We start from the raw sequence: 18,012 nt of genomic DNA, 5'->3' as shown, positions 1-18,012 counted from the left end.
GGACCGCTCCCAAGACCTCGTGGGCGAGGGGGGTCTGGGTGTTAAGATGACTTCGCACGGTTTTCGATTGTAAGGCGAAAACCGGAGACAGGTCCAGGAGGGCCCGATGACCACCACGTTGGTTCCGGAAGGTCTCACCCCGTTCGGCGGGGTCGAGGCGAACGCGGCCTGGGCGGAGGAGGTGCGGCGCCTGGCGAAGCAGCGCGACGCGGTCTTGCTCGCGCACAACTACCAGGTCCCGGAGATCCAGGACATCGCCGACCACACCGGCGACTCCCTCGCGCTCAGCCGCATCGCGGCGAGCAGCGACGCGTCCACCATCGTCTTCTGCGGCGTGCACTTCATGGCCGAGACCGCGAAGATCCTCTCGCCGGAGAAGACCGTCCTGATCCCGGACGCGCGGGCCGGCTGTTCCCTCGCCGACTCCATCACCGGCGAGCAGCTGCGCGCCTGGAAGGCCGAGCACCCGGGCGCGGTGGTCGTCTCCTACGTCAACACCACGGCCGAGGTGAAGGCCGAGACCGACATCTGCTGCACGTCGTCCAACGCGGTCGACGTCGTCGCGTCCATCCCCGCTGACCAGGAAGTTCTCTTCCTGCCGGACCAGTTCCTCGGCGCGCACGTCAAGCGCGTGACCGGCCGGGAGAACATGCACATCTGGGCCGGCGAGTGCCACGTCCACGCCGGGATCAACGGCGCCGAGCTGGCCGAGCGCGCGGCCGAGAACCCGGACGCCGACCTGTTCATCCACCCGGAGTGCGGCTGCGCGACGTCGGCGCTCTACCTGGCCGGCGAGGGTGCTGTGGCGCCGGAGCGGGTCAAGATCCTCTCGACCGGCGACATGGTCCACGAGGCCCACGACACGCGCGCGAAGTCCGTGCTGGTGGCGACCGAGATCGGCATGATCCACCAGCTCCGCAAGGCCGCGCCGGGCATCGACTTCCGCGCGGTGAACGACCGCGCGTCCTGCCGGTACATGAAGATGATCACCCCGGCGGCGCTGCTGCGCTGCCTGCGGGAGGGCCTCGACGAGGTCCACGTCGACGTCGAGACGGCCGCTCGCGCGCGGGCTTCGGTGCAGCGGATGATCGAGATCGGGCAGCCCGGCGGCGGCGAATGACGCCGCCGGTTAATGACCCACAGGCGAAAACCCCGGTCTGGGAAGCGCGCGCCGACCTGGTCGTGATCGGCAGCGGCGTCGCCGGGCTGACCGCGGCACTGCGGGCCCAGGCGCTCGGGCTGCACGTCCTGGTGGTCACCAAGGCGGCGGTCGAGGACGGCAACACGCGCTGGGCCCAGGGCGGCGTCGCCGTGGTCCTGGAAGACGAGCACGACCTCGACGACTCGGTCGCGAAGCACGCCGAAGACACCTTCACCGCGGGCGCCGGGCTGGTCGACGAGGTCGCGGCCCGGTCCATCCTCGACGGCGGCCCGGCCGCGATCGCCCGGCTGCGGGCGGACGGCGCCCGGTTCGACGCTGCCGGGGACGGCCTGCTGGCGCGGACCCGCGAGGGCGGGCACAGCGCGTTCCGCGTGATCCACGCGGGCGGCGACGCGACCGGCGCCGAGGTCGAGCGCGCCCTGGTCGCGCAGGCCGGGCAGGCCCGGGTGCCGGTGCTGGAGCACCACATCGCCGTCGACGCGCTGCGCACGCCGGGCGGGCGCGTCGCCGGGGTCACCGTGCTGGACCGCAACGGCGTGCCGGGGATCGTCCGGGCGTCGGCCGTGCTGCTGGCCAGCGGCGGGATCGGGCAGCTCTACCAGGCGACGTCGAACCCGGAGATCGCCACCGGCGACGGGCTCGCGCTCGCGCTGCGGGCCGGGGCCACCGTGGCGGACGTCGAGTTCGTCCAGTTCCACCCGACGGTGCTCTACACACCGGGCGCGCGCGGCCGCTGCCCGCTGGTCACCGAGGCGGTGCGCGGGGAGGGCGCGATGCTGGTCGACGGCGCGGGCCTGCCGGTGATGCGCGGCGTGCACCCGCTGGGCGACCTCGCGCCGCGCGACGTCGTCGCGGCGGCGATCACGCGGCGGATGGCGACCGCGCCCGGCGGCGTCGACAACCACGTCTTCCTCGACGCGACCGGGATCGCGGGGTTCGCGCAGCGGTTCCCGACGGTGTTCGCCGCGTGCGGGGCGCTGGGCCTCGACCCCGCCGTGGACCCGATCCCGGTGACGCCGGCGGCGCACTTCTCGTGCGGCGGCGTGGTGACCACTGTGGACGGACGTTCGTCGGTGCCCGGGCTGTACGCGGCGGGGGAGGTCGCGCGGACCGGCCTGCACGGCGCGAACCGGCTGGCGTCCAACAGCCTGCTCGAGGGCCTGGTCGTCGGGCAGCGCGTCGCGGAGGCCGTCGCCGCGGACCTCGCGGCCGGGCTGCTGGCCGATCCTTCACGCGGCCGGCTGCCGTCGTGGACGACCGCGCGCACCGCCGACCGCGACTCGCTGCAGCGCGTGATGAGCCGGTACGCGGCGATCGGCCGCGACGCCGACGGCCTGGCGGCGGCCGGTTCGGTGCTCGACCTGTCCGGCCAGGAAAGTCCCTTGTGGACGCACGCGGCCGTGGAGGACGCGGCACTGACCGTGGTGGCGCAGGCGTTGCTCGCCGCGGCCGTCCGGCGCACCGAGTCGCGGGGCTGCCACGTGCGGTCCGACTTCCCGGCGCGGGACGAGGGCTGGCGGCGCAGCCAGCTCATCCGGCTCAGCCCGTCCGGCCAGCCGGTGCTGGCCGACCCGATCCCCCTGGAGGGCGTGGCATGACGTTCCCGATCTCCGAACCGGTCCTGCGCCGGATCGCGGCCGCCGGGCTGGACGTCGAAGACGTCGAGCGCGTCGTCACGACGGCGCTGGGCGAGGACCTGCGGTACGGGCCGGACGCGACAACCGCGTCGACGGTGGCCGCCGACGCGATCGCGGTCGCGGAGCTGACCCCGCGGGTCGACGGGGTCGTCGCCGGGCTGCCGGTGGCGCTCGCGGTGTTCGACGTGGTGCTGGGCCCGGAGTACGAGGTCCTGGCCCAGCGCGAGGACGGCGACCGGCTGGTCGCGGGGGAGCCCGCGCTGGTGGTGCGGGGCCCGGTCCGCGGGCTGCTCACCGCCGAGCGGACGGCGCTGAACCTGCTGTGCCACCTCTCCGGCGTCGCCACCGCGACCGCGGCCTGGGTGTCCGAAGTGGACGGTACCGGGTGTGCGATCCGGGACTCCCGCAAGACGTTGCCGGGGCTGCGGCTGCTGCAGAAGTACGCCGTCCGCCGCGGTGGCGGGGTCAACCACCGGCTGGGTCTCGGCGACGCGGTGCTGATCAAGGACAACCACGTCGTCGCCGCGGGTTCGGTGACCGCGGCGCTGGCCGCGGCCCGCGCGCACGCGCCGGAACTGCCGTGCGAGGTGGAGGTCGACTCCCTCGACCAGCTCGAGGAGGCCCTGGCCGCCGCGGCCGACGAGGTGCTGCTGGACAACTTCACGCCGGAGGAGTGCCGCCGCGCGGTCGCGCGCCGCGACGAGGTCTCCCCGAAGACGCGGCTGGAATCCTCTGGTGGGCTCACCCTCGACCGTGGTAGGGCCTACGCCGAGTCCGGTGTGGACTATCTGTCGGTGGGCGGGTTGACCCACTCCTCGCCGGCGCTGGATCTCGGCATGGACCTTCGCTGAACGGGTCTTTCCGGCTAGACTGACGGTGGCGGAAGTCCTTTTCCGCCACCGTCTTTCGGTTCGGGGGTTGGGGTGCGGTTACCGGCGGTGCTCGCGGTGGCAGGTCTGCTCCTGCCGGGCCTGCCCGCTTCCGCGGCCGCCGCTCCCCAGGCGCAGTGCGCGAACCCGTCCGGCACCTACACCGGCGCCGTCCCGTGGGGGCAGCGCCTGGTCGACCCCGCGCGGCTCTGGCCGCTGACCCGGGGCGACGGCCAGCTGGTCGCCGTCATCGGCACCGGCGTCGACGGGCAGAACGGCCAGTTCGCGCCCGGGCAGCTCGAAGGCGGCGCCGGCACCGAGCGGTCCGACTGCGACGGCCGCGGCACGATCGCGGCCGGGATCGTCGGCGCGCAACCGGATTCGTCGACGACGTTCGCCGGCGTCGCGCCCGGCGCGCACCTGCTGCCGATCCGCTACACCTCGTCCGACGGCGGTGACCCGGGCGCGCTGGCCGGCGCGATCGACACGGCCGTCGACCGGCGCGCGGGCGTCATCCTCGTGGCCGTTCCCGTGGCGTTCGACAGCCCGGCGTTGTCGTCGGCGGTTTCGCGGGCGCGGTCGGCGGGCGCGGTGGTCGTCTCGGCGGCGTCGGCGACCCAGCAGGGCGCGCGGACGTACCCGACGGCGACGTCCGGGGTCCTGGCCGTCGGGTCGGTGAACCCCGCGGGTGAGCCGGTGCAGACCGAGGCGGGGGACCACGTCGGTGTCGCCGCGCCCGGCGCGGAGCTGGTCAGCACGTCGGCCGGGGCGGGTGGCGCGGTCGCGCACCGCTGGCCGGTCACCGACCCCGGTCTCGCGGCGGCGTACGTCGCCGGGGTCGCGGCCCTGGTGCGGGCGTACCACCCGGAACTGTCCGGCGACCAGGTCGTCACCCGCCTCACGCTCACCGCGCACCGCCCGGCCACCGGCGGCCACGACCCGCGGCTGGGCTGGGGAGTCCTGGACGCGTACGCGGCGGTCTCCTCGACCCTCCCGGCCGACGTCGCCGGGCCCGGCGCGGTGGCTTCCGCGGCCCCGGCACCCGCGGTGGTCCCGCCCGCGGCGCCCGCGCCCCGCCCGTCGGACGTCGCGGCCGGGACGATCGCGCTGGCCGGCGTCGCGCTGGCCGCGGCCGCCGGGGTGACGGTCGCCGCGGTCCGCCGGGCCCGCCGCCGCGGCTGGCGCCCGTCCCGCTTCACGCCGTAACCGACGGTCCGGGTACGCGAGATGCCCCTCCAGACACGCGTGATGCCCCTCTGATCACGTGAGTTACGTCTTCAATCACGCGGGATACGTGCCCGCTCACGCGAGTTCGGTGTACCGGACCGGCGAACTCGCGTACCTGGACGGACGACTCGCGTACCTGGACGGACGACTCGCGTACGTGGACGGACGACTCGCGTGATCAGGGGCGGGACTCGTGTGACGGGCGGGGGATCTCGTGTGATTGGGCGGGTATCAGGCGGGGACGGGGCGGGTGGAGCCGATGATCGCGACCGCGTGGTTGGACCTGGCGACGTGGATCGTGAAGTCCGCGCCGTCGCGGCTGAAGCGGGCGATCAGCTCGCGGGGGGTGCTGCGGTCGTGGGCTTGCCAGCCGCGCTGTTCCAGCGTCGGGAGGACCACCTCGGCCAGGCGGCGTTCCGGCTCACCGGGGTGTTCGAGCCGGACGCCGTACTGCCAGCACCGCAGGTGGCCGGGCCGGGTGGGGTCGCAGTCGAGCTCGCCGTCGACCGTCCGGTCCGCCGACGGGCCGAAGACCGCCGCGACGCTGTCGATCACCTCGGTCAGCTCGACGGCCAACCGGGAAAGCTCCGAAGGTTCCGAGGTAGTCATCGCAGCACACCCCCGTCGTTGAGGAACTCGACGCCGTTCTCGAGGATGCCACGCGCGTCGAAGCTGCCCTCGGCCGTGGTGGGTCCGCTGGTGAGCACCCGGTAGATGTTCGTCCACGACTCCGAACCGGGCTTGAGCACGTCACTGTGCGACGACAGGCCCCACAGCTGATCGCCCGAAGCGTCGCGGCCGGTCTCCAGCTCGGTGACGCCCGGGAAGGTGTCCGGGTCCGCGCCGTGGCCGATGCCGGTCCACTCCAGACCCCACGCGTTGCCCTGGGCGATCTCGATCGGGTCGAGCGGCGCCGTCATCGAGAACCGCTGGACGCCGGCCTGGCTCGCCGGCAGGTCGGCCGGCGACCAGACACCGTGGCCCATGCCCGCCGACTCGACGTGCAGGACGCGGTCGACGTCGAGGCCCTGCGTCTCGGCCAGCCCGACCGTCGCGCCGCCGTAGCTGTGCCCGATCGCCGTCAGCGTGACATCGGAGCCGGCGTGGCTCGCGATCTCGCCGCGCAGGTCGTCGGTGAAGTGCTTGAGGTCCGGCGCCATCGTCTGCGCGTAGCTCGCGTCCGGCCCCTGGACCACCGGGTTCTGCGGGAAGACGCCGTCGGCCCAGACGACCATCGCCGTGCGGCCGGTCGGGTCCGCGGCCACCAGGCTGCGCCCGAGGCCGGCGTAGGCGTCGAAGTTGGACATCTGCGTGTTGACGCCGGGCACGAACAGCCCGACGTTGCGCGTCCCCGGCTCGATGTGCCCGACCAGCTCGGCGATCCGGCCGTTGCCCGCCGGGTCGAACCGCAGGATCTGCCGGTTGTTCGCGAGGATGTCCTCGTACAGCTTGATCCGCGACTGCGACCGCGCGATCTCGTCGGCGTCGGTGAGTCCCGCCAGCCGCGAACGCTCGGCGGTCAGTGCATCGGTGACCTTCGTGCGGTTGGCCGCGATCGCCTGCGCCCACGCGCCGGTGTCGGCCGAACCGCCGATGCCCGCGGGATTCCCCGCGCGGGGCAACGGATCCTCGGGAAGCAGAGAACGGTACATCGCGGCGATCTGCGCGTCGGTGCGGCGGTACCCCGCGGCGGACGCGGTGAGTCCATTTTGGAGCGTCCGGAGCCGGGACACGTGGGACTCGAGCTTCGCACCCAGCTCGGTCATCGTCTTCTCGAACGTCTTCGCCGCGGCCGCGGACTCGCTCACCTGGCCGAACGCGGCGGCGGGCACCTTCTCGCCCGCCACCGCCTGCCGCGCCGCGCCCAGCGAACCGGCGCAGGAACCGAACTCGCCGGCCACCGTGTCGAGGCGGGCCGGGGCGACGCGATATCCGGCAGCCGTCACGGGCCCGCCTCCGTTCTTCGAGTGGTCAGTACGCTTCCGGCTCTTCGCCGATCACCGGCGGCGCGACCGGGGCCGACTGGCCCCAGACGTTCTCCGTCTCCACCAGCCACGCCGGGATCCGGCGGCCGGAGCCCATGTCCCCGCCGCCGCCCATGCCCATCGGCATCATGGGCATCATCGGCATCGCGCCCTTGGCGGCCGCCGCGCCCGCGGCCCCGGCCGCCCCGCCGGCGAGCCCGCTGAGCGCGTTGCCCGCGCCGCCGTCGCCGGCCAGGCCGGAGTGCGCCGCCGGGGCTTCGCCGCCCCCGCCGATGCCGCCGATCCCGCCGCCACCGGGGACGCCGCCGCCGAGCGACGGCGCGTCACCGCCACCGATCGGGATGCCGCCGCCGGAGCCGCCCTCGACACCCGCGCCGCCGCCGGCCCCGCCGCCGAGCTTCGTGCCGGGCGCCTCTTCCTTGTTCTCCTTGGGATCCTTGCCGGTGGCCCACGACGGCACCCGCGGCATGATCGAGCCGAACCGGCCGAACGCGGCGGCCGAGGCCGCGGCGAGCCCGGCGGTGAACATGTCGCCGAACAGCGGGTTCGACGTCGGCACGGTCGTGCCCGGCTGCTGCGGGGGCGTGCCGGTCGAGGGCAGCGGGTGCCCGTCCGTCGGGGTGACGACGACGCCGGGCTCGGTCAGGCCGTTGCCGACCAGCCCGGGCGAACCGGTGCTCCCCGCGCCCCCACCCGACGGCGGGGTCGTCGGCGTCGGCACGGCGTTCGGCGACGCCGGGATCGACTCCTCGGCGACGGTGTACTCCCCGGCCAGCTCGGTCATCACGACGATCGCCCGGCCGTGCGCCGATCCCGCGGCGTTCGCGGCCGACTGCTGCGCTTCGACGTTCGCGATGGCCTGCTGGCGCTGCTGCGCCGCGGCCTGGACGACGGCGGGCGAGGCGTCCGGCGGCAGCAGCGGCGGGTTGACCGCGAGCGCGACGTCGGCGGGGGAGACGTCCGGCACCGAAACCGGCGGCGGCATCTCCTTCTTGGCCTTGACCAGCGCGTCGGCGGCGTCGTCGAGCATGACGTTCATCGCCTCGGCGGTCCGCGCCACCTTGGAGATGCCGTTCGCCAGGTCGACGATCATCCGCTGGTACTGGTCGGCGGCGCCGCCGGTCCACTCGTCCTTGAACTCGGTCAGCTCGGCGTTGAGGTTGTGGGCCTGCTCGTGCAGGTGCAGCGCGGCGGACTTCCACTTGTCGGCGGCGTGCCGCGCGCTGTTCGGGTCGCCGGCCTGGAGCATCGCGTACAGCTGCTGGTGGCTGTACGCGGCGAAGTTCGTGTGCGCGGTGTTCTTCGTCATCCCTTGCGGCTCCCGTCCGAGTCGCCGAGGCCCAGCAGGCCCAGCACGGGGTCGAGCAGGTTCGTGACCGCGCCCGAGTGGTGGAGGTCCCCGGCCACCGCCTGGTCGGCGTTCTGGTACCCGTCGGCGACCGTGGTGGTGACGTCCTGCGCGAACCCGATCGCGCTGCGGACCTGGTCGAGCAGGCCCTGCATCTCCGAGACGGCGGCGCGGTGGGCGTCGGCCAGCGACCCGGCCTCACCGAACTCGCCGAACAACAGCGGCTCCTCGCCGAGGGTGAGCAGGAAGTCGTTCGGTTTCGACATCGCGTGGATCTGGGTCTCCAGCTCCCGCACGAAGTCCTTCAGCGATTCCAGGTGGACGTAGTACGACTGGTCGTGCATCGGGTCCCGGCTCTCTGGTCGCACGCGGAAAGGAAAGCCGGTCGGCCGGTGCGAGCGGGGGGTTTCCCGCACCGGCCGACCGACGTCTGGGCGCGGATCAGCCCGCGAACAGCCCCTGGTTGCGGTTCTCCAGCGACTGCTGGAGGTCGTGGGCCTCGCCGACCTTGCCGCCGAACTGCGCGATGATCGCGACGATGTCCGCGGTGGCCTGGCGCAGCCGCGTCTCCGACTGGCGCGCGGCGTCACCGGCGGAGCTGCCGGAGGCGTACCAGGTCGCGGTGATGGGCTGGAGGTTCTGGTGCAGCTGCTCCAGCTGCGAGGTGAGCGCCTTGGCCTTCGCGGCCAGGGACGCCGAGCTGTGCTGCAGCGCGGCGAAGTTGATTTCGACGACGTCGGCCATCGGTACGTCCTCTCGGGTCAGGGGTTGAGGCGGGGGATCACGCCCGAGCCCTCGAGGGAGTTGCCGACCCCCTGGAAGCTCTGGTGGACGTCGGCGTCGCCGCGGCCGTAGTTCTGGTGGCTGGTGTGGACGAGCTGCGACATGGTGTCGAGCTCCTTCACGGCCACGCTCATCTTTTCCTGGAGCCGGCGCTGGAGGTCCCAGAACGCGACGGCCTGGTCACCCTTGTAGTTGCGGAGCGCCTCGGTCAGCTCGGACTCCAAGCTGGCCATCGTGGACTTGGCGTTCGTCGCGGTTTCCTCGAAACCCTGGACGGCGCGCGTCATGGCAGCGGAATCTGCCTGGAATCCCGGACTGGACATCGACGGGCCACCTCCTTCCTGAAGCGAAATTCCCCTGGCGCGGCGGTCCGCGCGGTGTGAAAGTCACGCTAGGAAAGAGCATGGTGTGGTCAAACGGCACAACTGCCGGTCGCACTGACGGCACTATTACCCACAGGGCCGCGGTGGGGGCCGCCCCACCCCCGGACGGGGGCGTGCTCCAGTGCCCGCGGCCGGGGGCCCGGCCAGGCTGTATGCCATGGCAGACAAGGGAAATCCGCTGGTCGCGCTCCGGGCGTGGCACCGCCCGCTGGTGGTGCTCGCCGGGGTGATGGGGCTGCTGTGCGCGGCGTCGCTGCTCGGGCTCCTCCTCGATGATCGCACGCTGGTCAATGCGCCGATCTGGCTCAAGCCCCTCAAGTTCTCGGTCTCGGTCGGGACCTACGCGCTGACGCTGGCCTGGCTGCTGACGCTCGTGCGCCGCGGACGGCGCGCCGGCTGGTGGTTCGGCACGGTGTTCGCGGCCGGCATCGGCGTCGACGTCGGGCTGATCGTGGTGCAGATGATCTTCCGCGGCCACACCCTGCACTTCGACAAGGCGACCCCGGCCGACGTCGCGATCAACAACGTCGTCGCCGGTGGCGCGTACGCGGCGTGGCTGATGACCGCCGCCGTGGTCGTCCTGCTGCTGTTCCAGCGCCTGCCGGACCGCGCGCTGAACTCCGCGCTGCGCTGGGGTACGACGCTCGCCCTGGCCGGGATGGGCGTCGCGATGCTGATGTTCTCGCCGTCGCCGGCGCAGCAGGCGGTGCTCGACGCGGGCGGCAAGCCCACGACGTTCGGCGCGCACTCGGTCGGCGTCGAGGACGGCGGCCCGGGGCTGCCGGTGGTGGGCTGGAGCACCGCGGGCGGGGACCTGCGGGTCCCGCACTTCGCCGGCATCCACGGCCTGCAGGTGCTCCCGCTGGTCGCGTGCGGGCTCCTGCTGCTCGCCCGTCGGTACCCGGCGCTCGGGCCCGACGTCGTCCGCCGCCGGCTGGTCCGGACCGCGGGCGCGGGCTACGCGGGCCTGCTCGTGCTGCTCACCTGGCAGGCCCAGCGCGGCCAGTCGGTCGTCCACCCGGACTTCTGGACCCTGACGGCCGGGGCCGGCCTGGTCGCGGCGGTCGCCGTGGCGGGTGCGCTGTCGCGTTCGGTGCGAGAGCGACGGCTCGTGGCTTCTGTGGGCTAGAAGTGCGTTTCGACACCGAAGGTCTCGCGGAGCGCGCGCATGTCCGCGAGGTCGCGGGGTCCGAAAGCCGTCACGGGAGTGCTCTACCCCGCCCCGCCGCTCACGGGCAACGGGGTTCCGCGTGCCGTGAAGGCCGCCTTGAGGGGGCTCAAGGCGGCCTTCACCGACCAAGTCTCAGACGCCGGCCGTCTGCTGGATCCAGCTGCGGCTCGACGCGATGCTCGCGTAGTTCTGCGTGCCCTGGGTGTTCGAACCGGAGTTGTTGCCCGTCGAGCACACCCCGACCTGGACGCCGTTGTAGAGCTCCGGGCCGCCCGAGTCGCCGTGCCAGGCCGAGCCGTTGATGCCCTTGCTGGCGATCGCCGTGCCGCCGTAGGCGTCGGAGCTGAGGCCCGTCACGCGGACGTTGGCGGTCTTGAGGGTGCTCGACGGCGGGCTGCTGCCCTGCGTGCGGCCCCAGCCGTAGATCTGGTTGGTCGACCCGGTGGGCGGGTTGCCCGTGCCGAGCTTCATGTACGTCGTGTTCACCGACGTCGTCAGGTGCAGCAGGGCGATGTCGCCGTTGGGGGACGCCTTCTGCTGGTCGACGGCGGCGTTCGTGCCCTGCTGGAGGGTCACGCTGCCGACCTTGACGTGCATGCCCGGCGAGTTGAGGCAGTGCCGGGCGGTGAGCACCCACTGCGGGGCGATGATCGTCCCCGAGCACTCGAAGCCGCCGTACGTCGTCACGTTGTTCCAGTAGATCTGGGCGCCCCACGGCGCGGACGAAACCGTGGTCCCGCCGATGATGTCCTGCTGGGCGTCCGCGACTCCCGCGGAGACCACGCTCAGCGCCGCGGCGGCGGCACCCACCGCGGCGACAGCCCTCGACATTCGCATGAAAGTGCCCTTCGGCCCGGGTGATCCGGAAATCCGTCCCGAACGGGACGACCAGCCCAAGTTAAGAGCCGTGAAGGATTTGCGGAACCTACCGAAGTCGGTAACTCTCCCCGGGACGCGCGGTCCCGGGGAGAGCACCGGTCACAGCACCGTGATCGCCCGCGGCACGGGAACCTCGGCGTTGTACGCGAAGAAGTCGTGCCACTTGGCGCTGGTGCCGAACTTGCTGCCGTCGGAGAGGGCCACGAACACGTCGGCCGCGGAGCCGCGGACGAACAGCCCGAGGTCGGCCTTGCCGTCGCCGTCGAAGTCGCCGACGGCGGGGATTTCGTTCTGGATGCCGAAGTAGTCGTGCCAGAGCGACGAGGTCCCGAACTTGGTGCCGTCGGACAGCGAGACGTAGACGTCGCCGGCGGTCCCGCGGACGAAGACGACGATGTCGTCCTTGCCGTCGCCGTTGAAGTCGCCGACGGTGGGCACTTCGGCGGCGATGCCGAAGTAGTCGTGCCACTTCACCTCGTTGCCGTTGAACTTGGTGCCGTCGGAGAGGGCGACGTAGACGTCGCCGGTGGTGCCGCGGGTGAACGTGGCGATGTCGTCCTTGCCGTCACCGTTGAAGTCGCCGACCGCGGGGACTTCGTCGTTGGGGGCGAAGTAGTCGTGCCACTTGGCGCTGGTGCCGAACCCGGTGCCGTCGGAGAGGGCCACGAACACGTCGGCCGCGGAGCCGCGGACGAAGACGGCGATGTCGTCCTTGCCGTCGCCGTTGAAGTCGCCGACGGCGGGGATCTCGGCGCCGATGCCGAAGTAGTCGTGCCAGAGCGTCGCCGTGCCGTACTTGGTGCCGTCGGACAGGGCGACCACGACGTCACCGCTCGAGCCGCGCTTGAAGACGGCCGCGTCCACCTTGCCGTCGCCGTTGAAGTCGCCGCTCAGCGGGAGTTCGCCGTCGAGTGCGAGGTTGTCGTGCCACTTCACCTCGTTGCCGACGAACTTGGTGCCGTCCGAGGTCGCGGTGTAGGCGTCCGCGGCGGTGCCGCGGGTGAAGGTGGCGATGTCGTCCTTGCCGTCGCCGGTGAAGTCGCTGGCCGACCGGGCGGTCGTCGTGGCGGAGACGGCGGCGCTCGGGTCGCCCGAGCTCCCCCGGAACGGGCGGGCGACGACCCGGTAGTACCGGGTCTGCTTCGCGGGCACCGACGTGTGGACGTACGAGGTCGCCGTGGTCTCGCCGAGCAGGTGCGCCGCGTCGGTCGGCACCTGCGGGTCGGTGCCGCCGTAGACCGTGTAGGTGGCCTGGTCCTCCAAGCGCAGCGGCGACCACGAGAGGGTGACGCTGTGGTTGCCGCCCTTGGCGGTGGGCGCGAGGACCTGCCCGCGGATCCAGGAGTTGAGGTCGTCGATGCGCTGGGCCGTGGTGCCCTGGCGGGTCTCGGTTTCGCCGAAGCAGCCGTGCTGCCACGACGTCGAGGCCACCGCGAAGATCTCGGTGACGCCGCCGATCTCGCGGATGACCGGGCCGCCCGCGTCGCCCTTGCAGGCGTCCGCGCCGTTCGTGCCGGTGAGCGCGAGCGTGCCGGCGGTCGCCCCGGCCGCGCTGGTGAAGATCGCGGAGTGCGGCTGGTCCGGCACCCACTCGGTGGAGGTCCGGCCGTAGCCGATCAGCCGCAGCGGCTCCCCGACCACCAGCGACGTCGCCTGCAGCGCGACGGCCGGGACGTCGGTGAACGCGGTGTCCAGGCGGGCCAGCGCGACACCGCGATCGGCGCGGACGACGACGTTGGTGACCTTCGCGGTGCGGCCCGGGCGGCCCACGAGCGCCGTCGTGGCCTTGGCGGGGACGCCGCCCTGGGGGTTTTCCGGGAAGCAGCTCGCCGCGGTGATCAGCCAGCTCGGCGCGATGAGGGCGCCGCTGCAGGCCCGGCCCTCGGCGGTCAGTTTGGCCGCGAAACCGTAGGCGTCGGTCCCGGTCCCGCCGGAGACGGCGGACGCGGGGACGACGCCGGCCGCGGTCGCGGCCAGCAGGGCGGCCGAAACCGCCGTGAGTCTCAAGGGTGTGCGCGAACGCATCGAATCTCTCCTCGAAATGGGGGACAGGGGTCAGCCGCTCAGCCGACAGGAGTCCGGCGCGGAGGTCACGTGGATCTCGGTGTTCCAGCCCGAGCCGATGGTGACGCCCATGTGGTCCGGACCCGAGGGCGCCCACGTGTCGGTGTTGTCGAAGTGGTGGTACCAGCGGAGAACCGGGCCGGTCTGGCCGTTGAACGGGCTGGTGCCGGTGCTGCCGCGGCCGTACAGGACGTCGCCGCCCGGCGAGAAGATCTCGCTGAACATCTGCCAGCCGGCGCCGACGGGCTTGTCCCGCTGGGTCCACGCCGAAGCCGCGAAGTCGTACTTGAAGCGGAACAGCTCCCCGGTCGGCTTGCGGGCGTACAGCACGCCGTCGCCGGCCGCGGTGATCGAGTCGAAGCGCGCCCAGCCGGTGTCGAGGGTGTCGCCGCCGCCGTTGACCCACCAGTCGGCGGTGTCGCTCCAGACGTAGACCCGCAACCGGCCCTGGTCGTCGATCATGAAGATCCGGCCCTGCTCGTCCACTGTCAGCCGGTTCTTGTACTCCGCCGTGAGGTAGCGGCCCCAGCCGCTGCCGACCTCCGCGCCGCCGCTCCACGACCCGTTCCACACCCAGCGCTTGAGCGTGCCGTCGCGGAACGGGTCGGCGGAGCCGTTGTTGCGGTGGAAGTCCCAGACCACGCCGCCCTTGCCGGCCAGGGTCCGGCCGGTCCAGCCGGAGCCGATCGCGCTGCTCGGCGACGACCAGCTGACGGAGCCGTCGGCGGCACCGAGGTGGACGTAGCGCCAGAGGCTGCCGTCGGTGCGGGCGGTCCAGATCGCGGCGCCGGCCGGGCACGACACGGGTGTCGGCACGGTCTGCTTGCGGATCCACTCGCCGAGGTCGTCGACGCGGGTTTCGGTGCCGCCCTGGCGGGTTTCGGTGACGTCGAGGCAGCCGTGCTGCCACGACGCGCTGCTCACGGCCACGAGCTGGGCGGTGCCACCGGACACGCGGAACGCGGGGCCGCCCGCGTCGCCCTTGCAGGTGTCGACGCCGTCGGCCGACGAGACCGAAACCGTGGCGCCGTCCACGCCCGACACGGTGAACGGCGCGACGCGCGGCCGCGCCGGGACCCATTCGGTGGCGGTCCGGCCGAACCCGGCCACCTGCAGGGTTTCCCCGGCCTGCGGCGCGGTCGTGCCCAGGGCGATCTGCTGGACGCCGGTCGCCGCCTTCTCGAGCTTCGCGAGGACGACGTCCCGGTCGGTGCGGCGCACGACCTTGGTCACCTTCGTGGTGAAACCGGCCCCGGTGCTCAGGTCGACGTCGCCGACCACGACGGCGGCCGTATCCATTGGCGCGCCGGAGTCCGTCGGCGTCAGGCAGGTCGCGGACGTGAGGACCCACGACGGGTCGACGAGCGCGCCCGAGCAGGCCTTGGCCGCGGTGGAGATCCGGGCGAGGAACGGGTGGGTGCCGACGGGGACCGCCGTGCCGCCGGAGAGGGCCTCGGCGGGTGCCGCGGTCAGGAGGCTGCCGGCGAGCAGGGCGGCGGAAAGCGCGGTGACCGTGGTGCGGCCGCGTGGGTGCATCGGATTCCCCTCGGGTGGGCGGTGGCGGCGCCCCGCGGGGACGCCGCCACCGGTGGGAGTGCTAGAGCATCGCCGACTGGGCGGCGTTGAACGTCCCGTTGCTGCTCCACTTGACGCCTTCGGCATCGAACCCGCCGGAAGCGGTGGCGTGCCAGCGGAACAGGTTCGTGTTCGAGCTGCCGTAGTCGTAGGAGGCGAGCAGGTCGGTGCGCCCGTCGCCGTCGAAGTCGCCCACGGTCCAGCGGGACTGGCCGAGGTTCCAGTTGCCCGCCCCGCTGGTCCACTGCGTCACCGGCGCGTCGACGCCGGTGGCGGTGGCGTGCCAGGTGCGGAACGTCAGGTTCGCGCTCCCGAGGTCGATCGCGGCACCGAGGTCGGCGCGGCCGTCGCCGTCGAAGTCGCCGGAGACGAACTGCGCCTTGCCCGACGGGATGCCGCCGTTCCACTTGACGCCCTGGGCGTCGAACCCGCCGGAAGCCTTGGCGTACCAGAGGAAGAGGTTCGCCGTGCTGTCCCGGTAGTCGTAGAACGCGGCCAGGTCGGCGCGGCCGTCCCCGTTGAAGTCGCCGGCCCGCCAGGTCGACTGGGCGAGGTTCCAGTTGCCCGGCCCGGTGCGCCACTGCGTGACCGGCGCGTCCACGCCGGTCGCCGTCGCGTGCCAGGTCAGCACGCTCAGGTCGGCGCCGCCGTTGTCGTAGGCGGCGGCGAGGTCCGTGCGGCCGTCCCCGTCGAAGTCCCCGGTCGTGAACCGCGCGTTCAGCGGCCGGAAGGCCCCGCTCCACTTGACGCCCTGGGCGTCGAAGCCACCGGAAGCGTTGACGTACCAGAGGAACAGGTTCGCGCCGCCGTCCAGGTAGTCGTAGAAGGCGCCGAGGTCGGTGCGGCCGTCGCCGTTGAAGTCACCGGAGACGAACCGCGCCTGGGCGGCGTTCCAGCCGGTGGCGCTCCACTTCAGCTGCGGGGCGGCCACGCCGGTCGCGGTCGTCGGCCACACGTACACCCCGGTCTGGGTGTTCTTGAGGTCGTAGGCCGCGCCGGCGTCGTCCTTGCCGTCGCCGGTGAAGTCGTTGCCCGCCGAGACCGGCGTGGTCGCCGAGAACACGTCGGTCGGCGGGCTCGTCCAGCCGTCGGTCGTCGGCACGACGACGCGGTAGTAGCGGGTCTGGTTGCCGGGCAGGCCCGCGTGCGTGTACGACGTTTCGCCGAAGCTGCCCAGCAGGTGCGCGCTGTCGATCGGCACGTCCGGCGTGGCCGAGGCGTACACGCGGTAGCCGGTGCGGTCCGGAACCGGGTGCCAGTTCAGCACGATCGCGTGGCCGACGGCCCTGGCCGTCGGCGCCAGCGCCTGCTGGCGGATCCAGCCGGCGATGTCGTCGACGCGGGCGCCGGTGGTGCCCTGCCGGGTCGTGGTCTCCCCGAAGCAGCCGTGCTGCCACGACCCGCTCGTCACCGCGACGACGTCGGTGCGGCCGCCGGCGTCGCGGAAGAGCGGCGCCCCGGCGTCCCCGCGGCAGGCGTCGGTGCCGTTCGTGCCGGTGAGCGCCAGGGTGGTCGCCGTCGACGACGGCACCTTGAACGTGCCGACGTGCAGGGTGTCCGGCACCCATTCGCTCTCGGTGCGGCCGTAGCCCGCCAGGCTGATCGTCTCGTCGCCGGCGGGGTAGTTGACCGGGATGGTGCTGAGCGGCAGGGGCGCGATGTCGGTGATCGGCGTGGCGATCCGGGCCAGCGCGACGTCGCGGTCGGTGCGGACGACGACGTTCGTGACCGGCACGACGTGGCCGCCGGTGCCGCTCAGGCTGGTCCGCCCGACGGTCGCGGTGGTCGCCTTGGCGGGCACGCCGCCCTGCGGGTTCTCCGGGAAGCAGCTCGCGGCGGTCAGGATCAGGTCGGGCTCGACGAGCGCGCCGCCGCAGGCGCGGCCGTCGGCGGTGAGCTTGGCGGCGTACGGGTAGGCGCCCGGGGCGGCGGCGGTGCCGCCGGAGACGGCCTGCGCGGGCGCGGCGGTCACCAGGCCGGCGGCCACCAGTGCCGTGACGAGCGCCGCGGCTCTGGTCGGGTACGTGGGCATGCGGGAGTTCCCCCTGTTCGGGTGTGAGCGGCGGGTCAGGGCGCGGCGATCAGCTGCAGCAGGGTGGTCGGCGCGTTGTTCGGGTTGGCGCCGATGCCGACCTGGGTGCTGCCGCTGGGGTTGACGTCCACGGTGGAGTGCTGGCCGGCGTCGGTGGTGAGCTCGGCCTTGACCTTGTGGCCGGCCCCGGCGGTGCGGCCGTCGCCGCGGATCTCGTAGACGGCCGGGATGCGCAGGTCGAGCCGGCCGGTCGGGGCCAGCACCTTGAAGCAGACGAGGCCGTTGTTGCCGACGTTCTCGGTGGAGCGGACCTGCATCACCCCGACGTTGTCGACGGGAGGCGTGGCGCAGTCGGCGAAGACGATGTGGCCGTCGCCGGAGATGAGCGTGACCCCGTAGGAGGCCAGGATCGCGGCCGCGCCGGGGTAGGAGTAGTCCTCGACGAGCGACGGCGGCGTGTCGCCGTCCGCCTGGGTCCCCGTCGCCGCGGAGGCGGTCCAGACGCCGGCGGTGGCCAGCGCGACGGCGGCGGTGGCCGTGACGGCGAGTTTCCTGGTGATGGGCATGGATTTCCGTTCCTCTTCGTGCGCACCGGCGCGCGACGGTCACGCGCTCGGGAAGAAAGGGTTCGGTGGCGCCGTTTTCCGGGCGCACGCCGATCCGGTGCGCGGTATACCGCTCACCGGGAATGGCGTGCTCTCGGAAATGGCGTGACGACGTGGTCGTGTGATCGCCGGTCCCCCCGGCCGGTTTTCCTCCCCTAGTGGCTTCCGCCTGAACTGTCCATCCGCCGAACGTCGCAACCGTCGTGATCGCCGTCGCAGCGCTGGTGTTCAGGTCTCCTCCCCGGCTCGCGAGACCGATTCCCCGCAGCCGCGCGGAAACGCCTCGCTCACC

The 18,012-nt window shown here is 73.0% G+C and carries 16 protein-coding genes; 5 read left to right on the top strand and 11 right to left on the bottom strand.

The features are described from left to right. Window positions 1–106 precede the first annotated feature (106 nt). From nadA to ACH54P_RS17775, 4 genes are all read left to right on the top strand, one after another. Window positions 107–1,120 carry a quinolinate synthase NadA gene (gene nadA, locus ACH54P_RS17790; RefSeq protein WP_489914100.1) on the top strand — a complete coding sequence of 338 codons (1,014 nt, stop codon included), beginning with the start codon at window positions 107–109 and terminating at the stop codon, window positions 1,118–1,120. Continuing rightward, window positions 1,117–2,760: an L-aspartate oxidase gene (locus ACH54P_RS17785; RefSeq protein ID WP_489914098.1), complete on the top strand. Its 1,644-nt coding sequence runs from the start codon at window positions 1,117–1,119 to the stop codon at window positions 2,758–2,760. Before nadA ends, ACH54P_RS17785 begins: the two co-directional genes overlap by 4 nt. Beyond that, the gene (gene nadC, locus ACH54P_RS17780) at window positions 2,757–3,650 is read left to right on the top strand and encodes a carboxylating nicotinate-nucleotide diphosphorylase (protein WP_489914096.1); all 894 of its coding nucleotides are present in this window, start codon (window positions 2,757–2,759) and stop codon (window positions 3,648–3,650) included. The genes ACH54P_RS17785 and nadC overlap by 4 nt, the downstream gene beginning before the upstream one ends. An 87-nt stretch (window positions 3,651–3,737) precedes the next feature. Further along, a complete protein-coding gene (locus ACH54P_RS17775) occupies window positions 3,738–4,874 on the top strand; it encodes a S8 family serine peptidase (protein ID WP_489914094.1) in 1,137 nt (378 codons plus the stop codon). 252 nt (window positions 4,875–5,126) lie between these two features. Here ACH54P_RS17775 and ACH54P_RS17770 read toward each other — a convergent pair whose 3' ends face one another. The 6 genes from ACH54P_RS17770 to ACH54P_RS17745 all read right to left on the bottom strand — a co-directional run bounded on the left by ACH54P_RS17770 (window position 5,127) and on the right by ACH54P_RS17745 (window position 9,334). Then, window positions 5,127–5,504 (bottom strand): hypothetical protein, encoded by a 378-nt coding sequence (locus ACH54P_RS17770; protein WP_489914092.1) that lies wholly within the window; start codon window positions 5,502–5,504, stop codon window positions 5,127–5,129. Next, window positions 5,501–6,841, bottom strand: coding sequence for an alpha/beta hydrolase (locus ACH54P_RS17765; protein ID WP_489914090.1), 1,341 nt, complete (start codon window positions 6,839–6,841; stop codon window positions 5,501–5,503). Before ACH54P_RS17765 ends, ACH54P_RS17770 begins: the two co-directional genes overlap by 4 nt. Before the next feature lie 25 nt (window positions 6,842–6,866). Further along, complete coding sequence (locus ACH54P_RS17760) at window positions 6,867–8,189, bottom strand: WXG100 family type VII secretion target (RefSeq protein WP_489914088.1); 1,323 nt, start codon at window positions 8,187–8,189, stop codon at window positions 6,867–6,869. Next, window positions 8,186–8,572: a hypothetical protein gene (locus ACH54P_RS17755; RefSeq protein WP_489916486.1), complete on the bottom strand. Its 387-nt coding sequence runs from the start codon at window positions 8,570–8,572 to the stop codon at window positions 8,186–8,188. Before ACH54P_RS17755 ends, ACH54P_RS17760 begins: the two co-directional genes overlap by 4 nt. A gap of 97 nt (window positions 8,573–8,669) precedes the next feature. Further along, window positions 8,670–8,972, bottom strand: coding sequence for a hypothetical protein (locus ACH54P_RS17750; RefSeq protein ID WP_020644701.1), 303 nt, complete (start codon window positions 8,970–8,972; stop codon window positions 8,670–8,672). 17 nt (window positions 8,973–8,989) lie between these two features. Next, window positions 8,990–9,334 carry a WXG100 family type VII secretion target gene (locus tag ACH54P_RS17745; protein WP_285454274.1) on the bottom strand — a complete coding sequence of 115 codons (345 nt, stop codon included), beginning with the start codon at window positions 9,332–9,334 and terminating at the stop codon, window positions 8,990–8,992. 217 nt (window positions 9,335–9,551) lie between these two features. On the opposite strand from ACH54P_RS17745, the gene ACH54P_RS17740 reads away from it, so the two are divergent. Further along, on the top strand, window positions 9,552–10,523 hold the full coding sequence (locus ACH54P_RS17740) for a hypothetical protein (protein ID WP_489914085.1): 972 nt from the start codon (window positions 9,552–9,554) through the stop codon (window positions 10,521–10,523). A gap of 174 nt (window positions 10,524–10,697) precedes the next feature. Here the strand turns inward: ACH54P_RS17740 and ACH54P_RS17735 are convergent, their stop codons facing one another. The 5 genes from ACH54P_RS17735 to ACH54P_RS17715 form a co-directional block, all read right to left on the bottom strand. After that, window positions 10,698–11,402, bottom strand: coding sequence for a S1 family peptidase (locus ACH54P_RS17735; protein ID WP_489914083.1), 705 nt, complete (start codon window positions 11,400–11,402; stop codon window positions 10,698–10,700). Between the two features lie 141 nt (window positions 11,403–11,543). Continuing rightward, window positions 11,544–13,469 carry an FG-GAP-like repeat-containing protein gene (locus ACH54P_RS17730; protein WP_489914081.1) on the bottom strand — a complete coding sequence of 642 codons (1,926 nt, stop codon included), beginning with the start codon at window positions 13,467–13,469 and terminating at the stop codon, window positions 11,544–11,546. A gap of 30 nt (window positions 13,470–13,499) precedes the next feature. After that, complete coding sequence (locus ACH54P_RS17725; protein ID WP_489914079.1) at window positions 13,500–15,044, bottom strand: tachylectin-related carbohydrate-binding protein; 1,545 nt, start codon at window positions 15,042–15,044, stop codon at window positions 13,500–13,502. 61 nt (window positions 15,045–15,105) lie between these two features. Next, complete coding sequence (locus ACH54P_RS17720) at window positions 15,106–17,115, bottom strand: FG-GAP-like repeat-containing protein (protein ID WP_489914077.1); 2,010 nt, start codon at window positions 17,113–17,115, stop codon at window positions 15,106–15,108. Between the two features lie 35 nt (window positions 17,116–17,150). Further along, window positions 17,151–17,681, bottom strand: coding sequence for a hypothetical protein (locus tag ACH54P_RS17715; protein ID WP_489914075.1), 531 nt, complete (start codon window positions 17,679–17,681; stop codon window positions 17,151–17,153). Between the last annotated feature and the right edge of the window lie 331 nt (window positions 17,682–18,012).

The sequence above is a fragment of the Amycolatopsis sp. N2S4-7 genome, from assembly GCF_058119595.1.
Note: the sequence above shows the minus strand (reverse complement) of the source record. Positions and strands in the feature narration are given on the sequence as shown.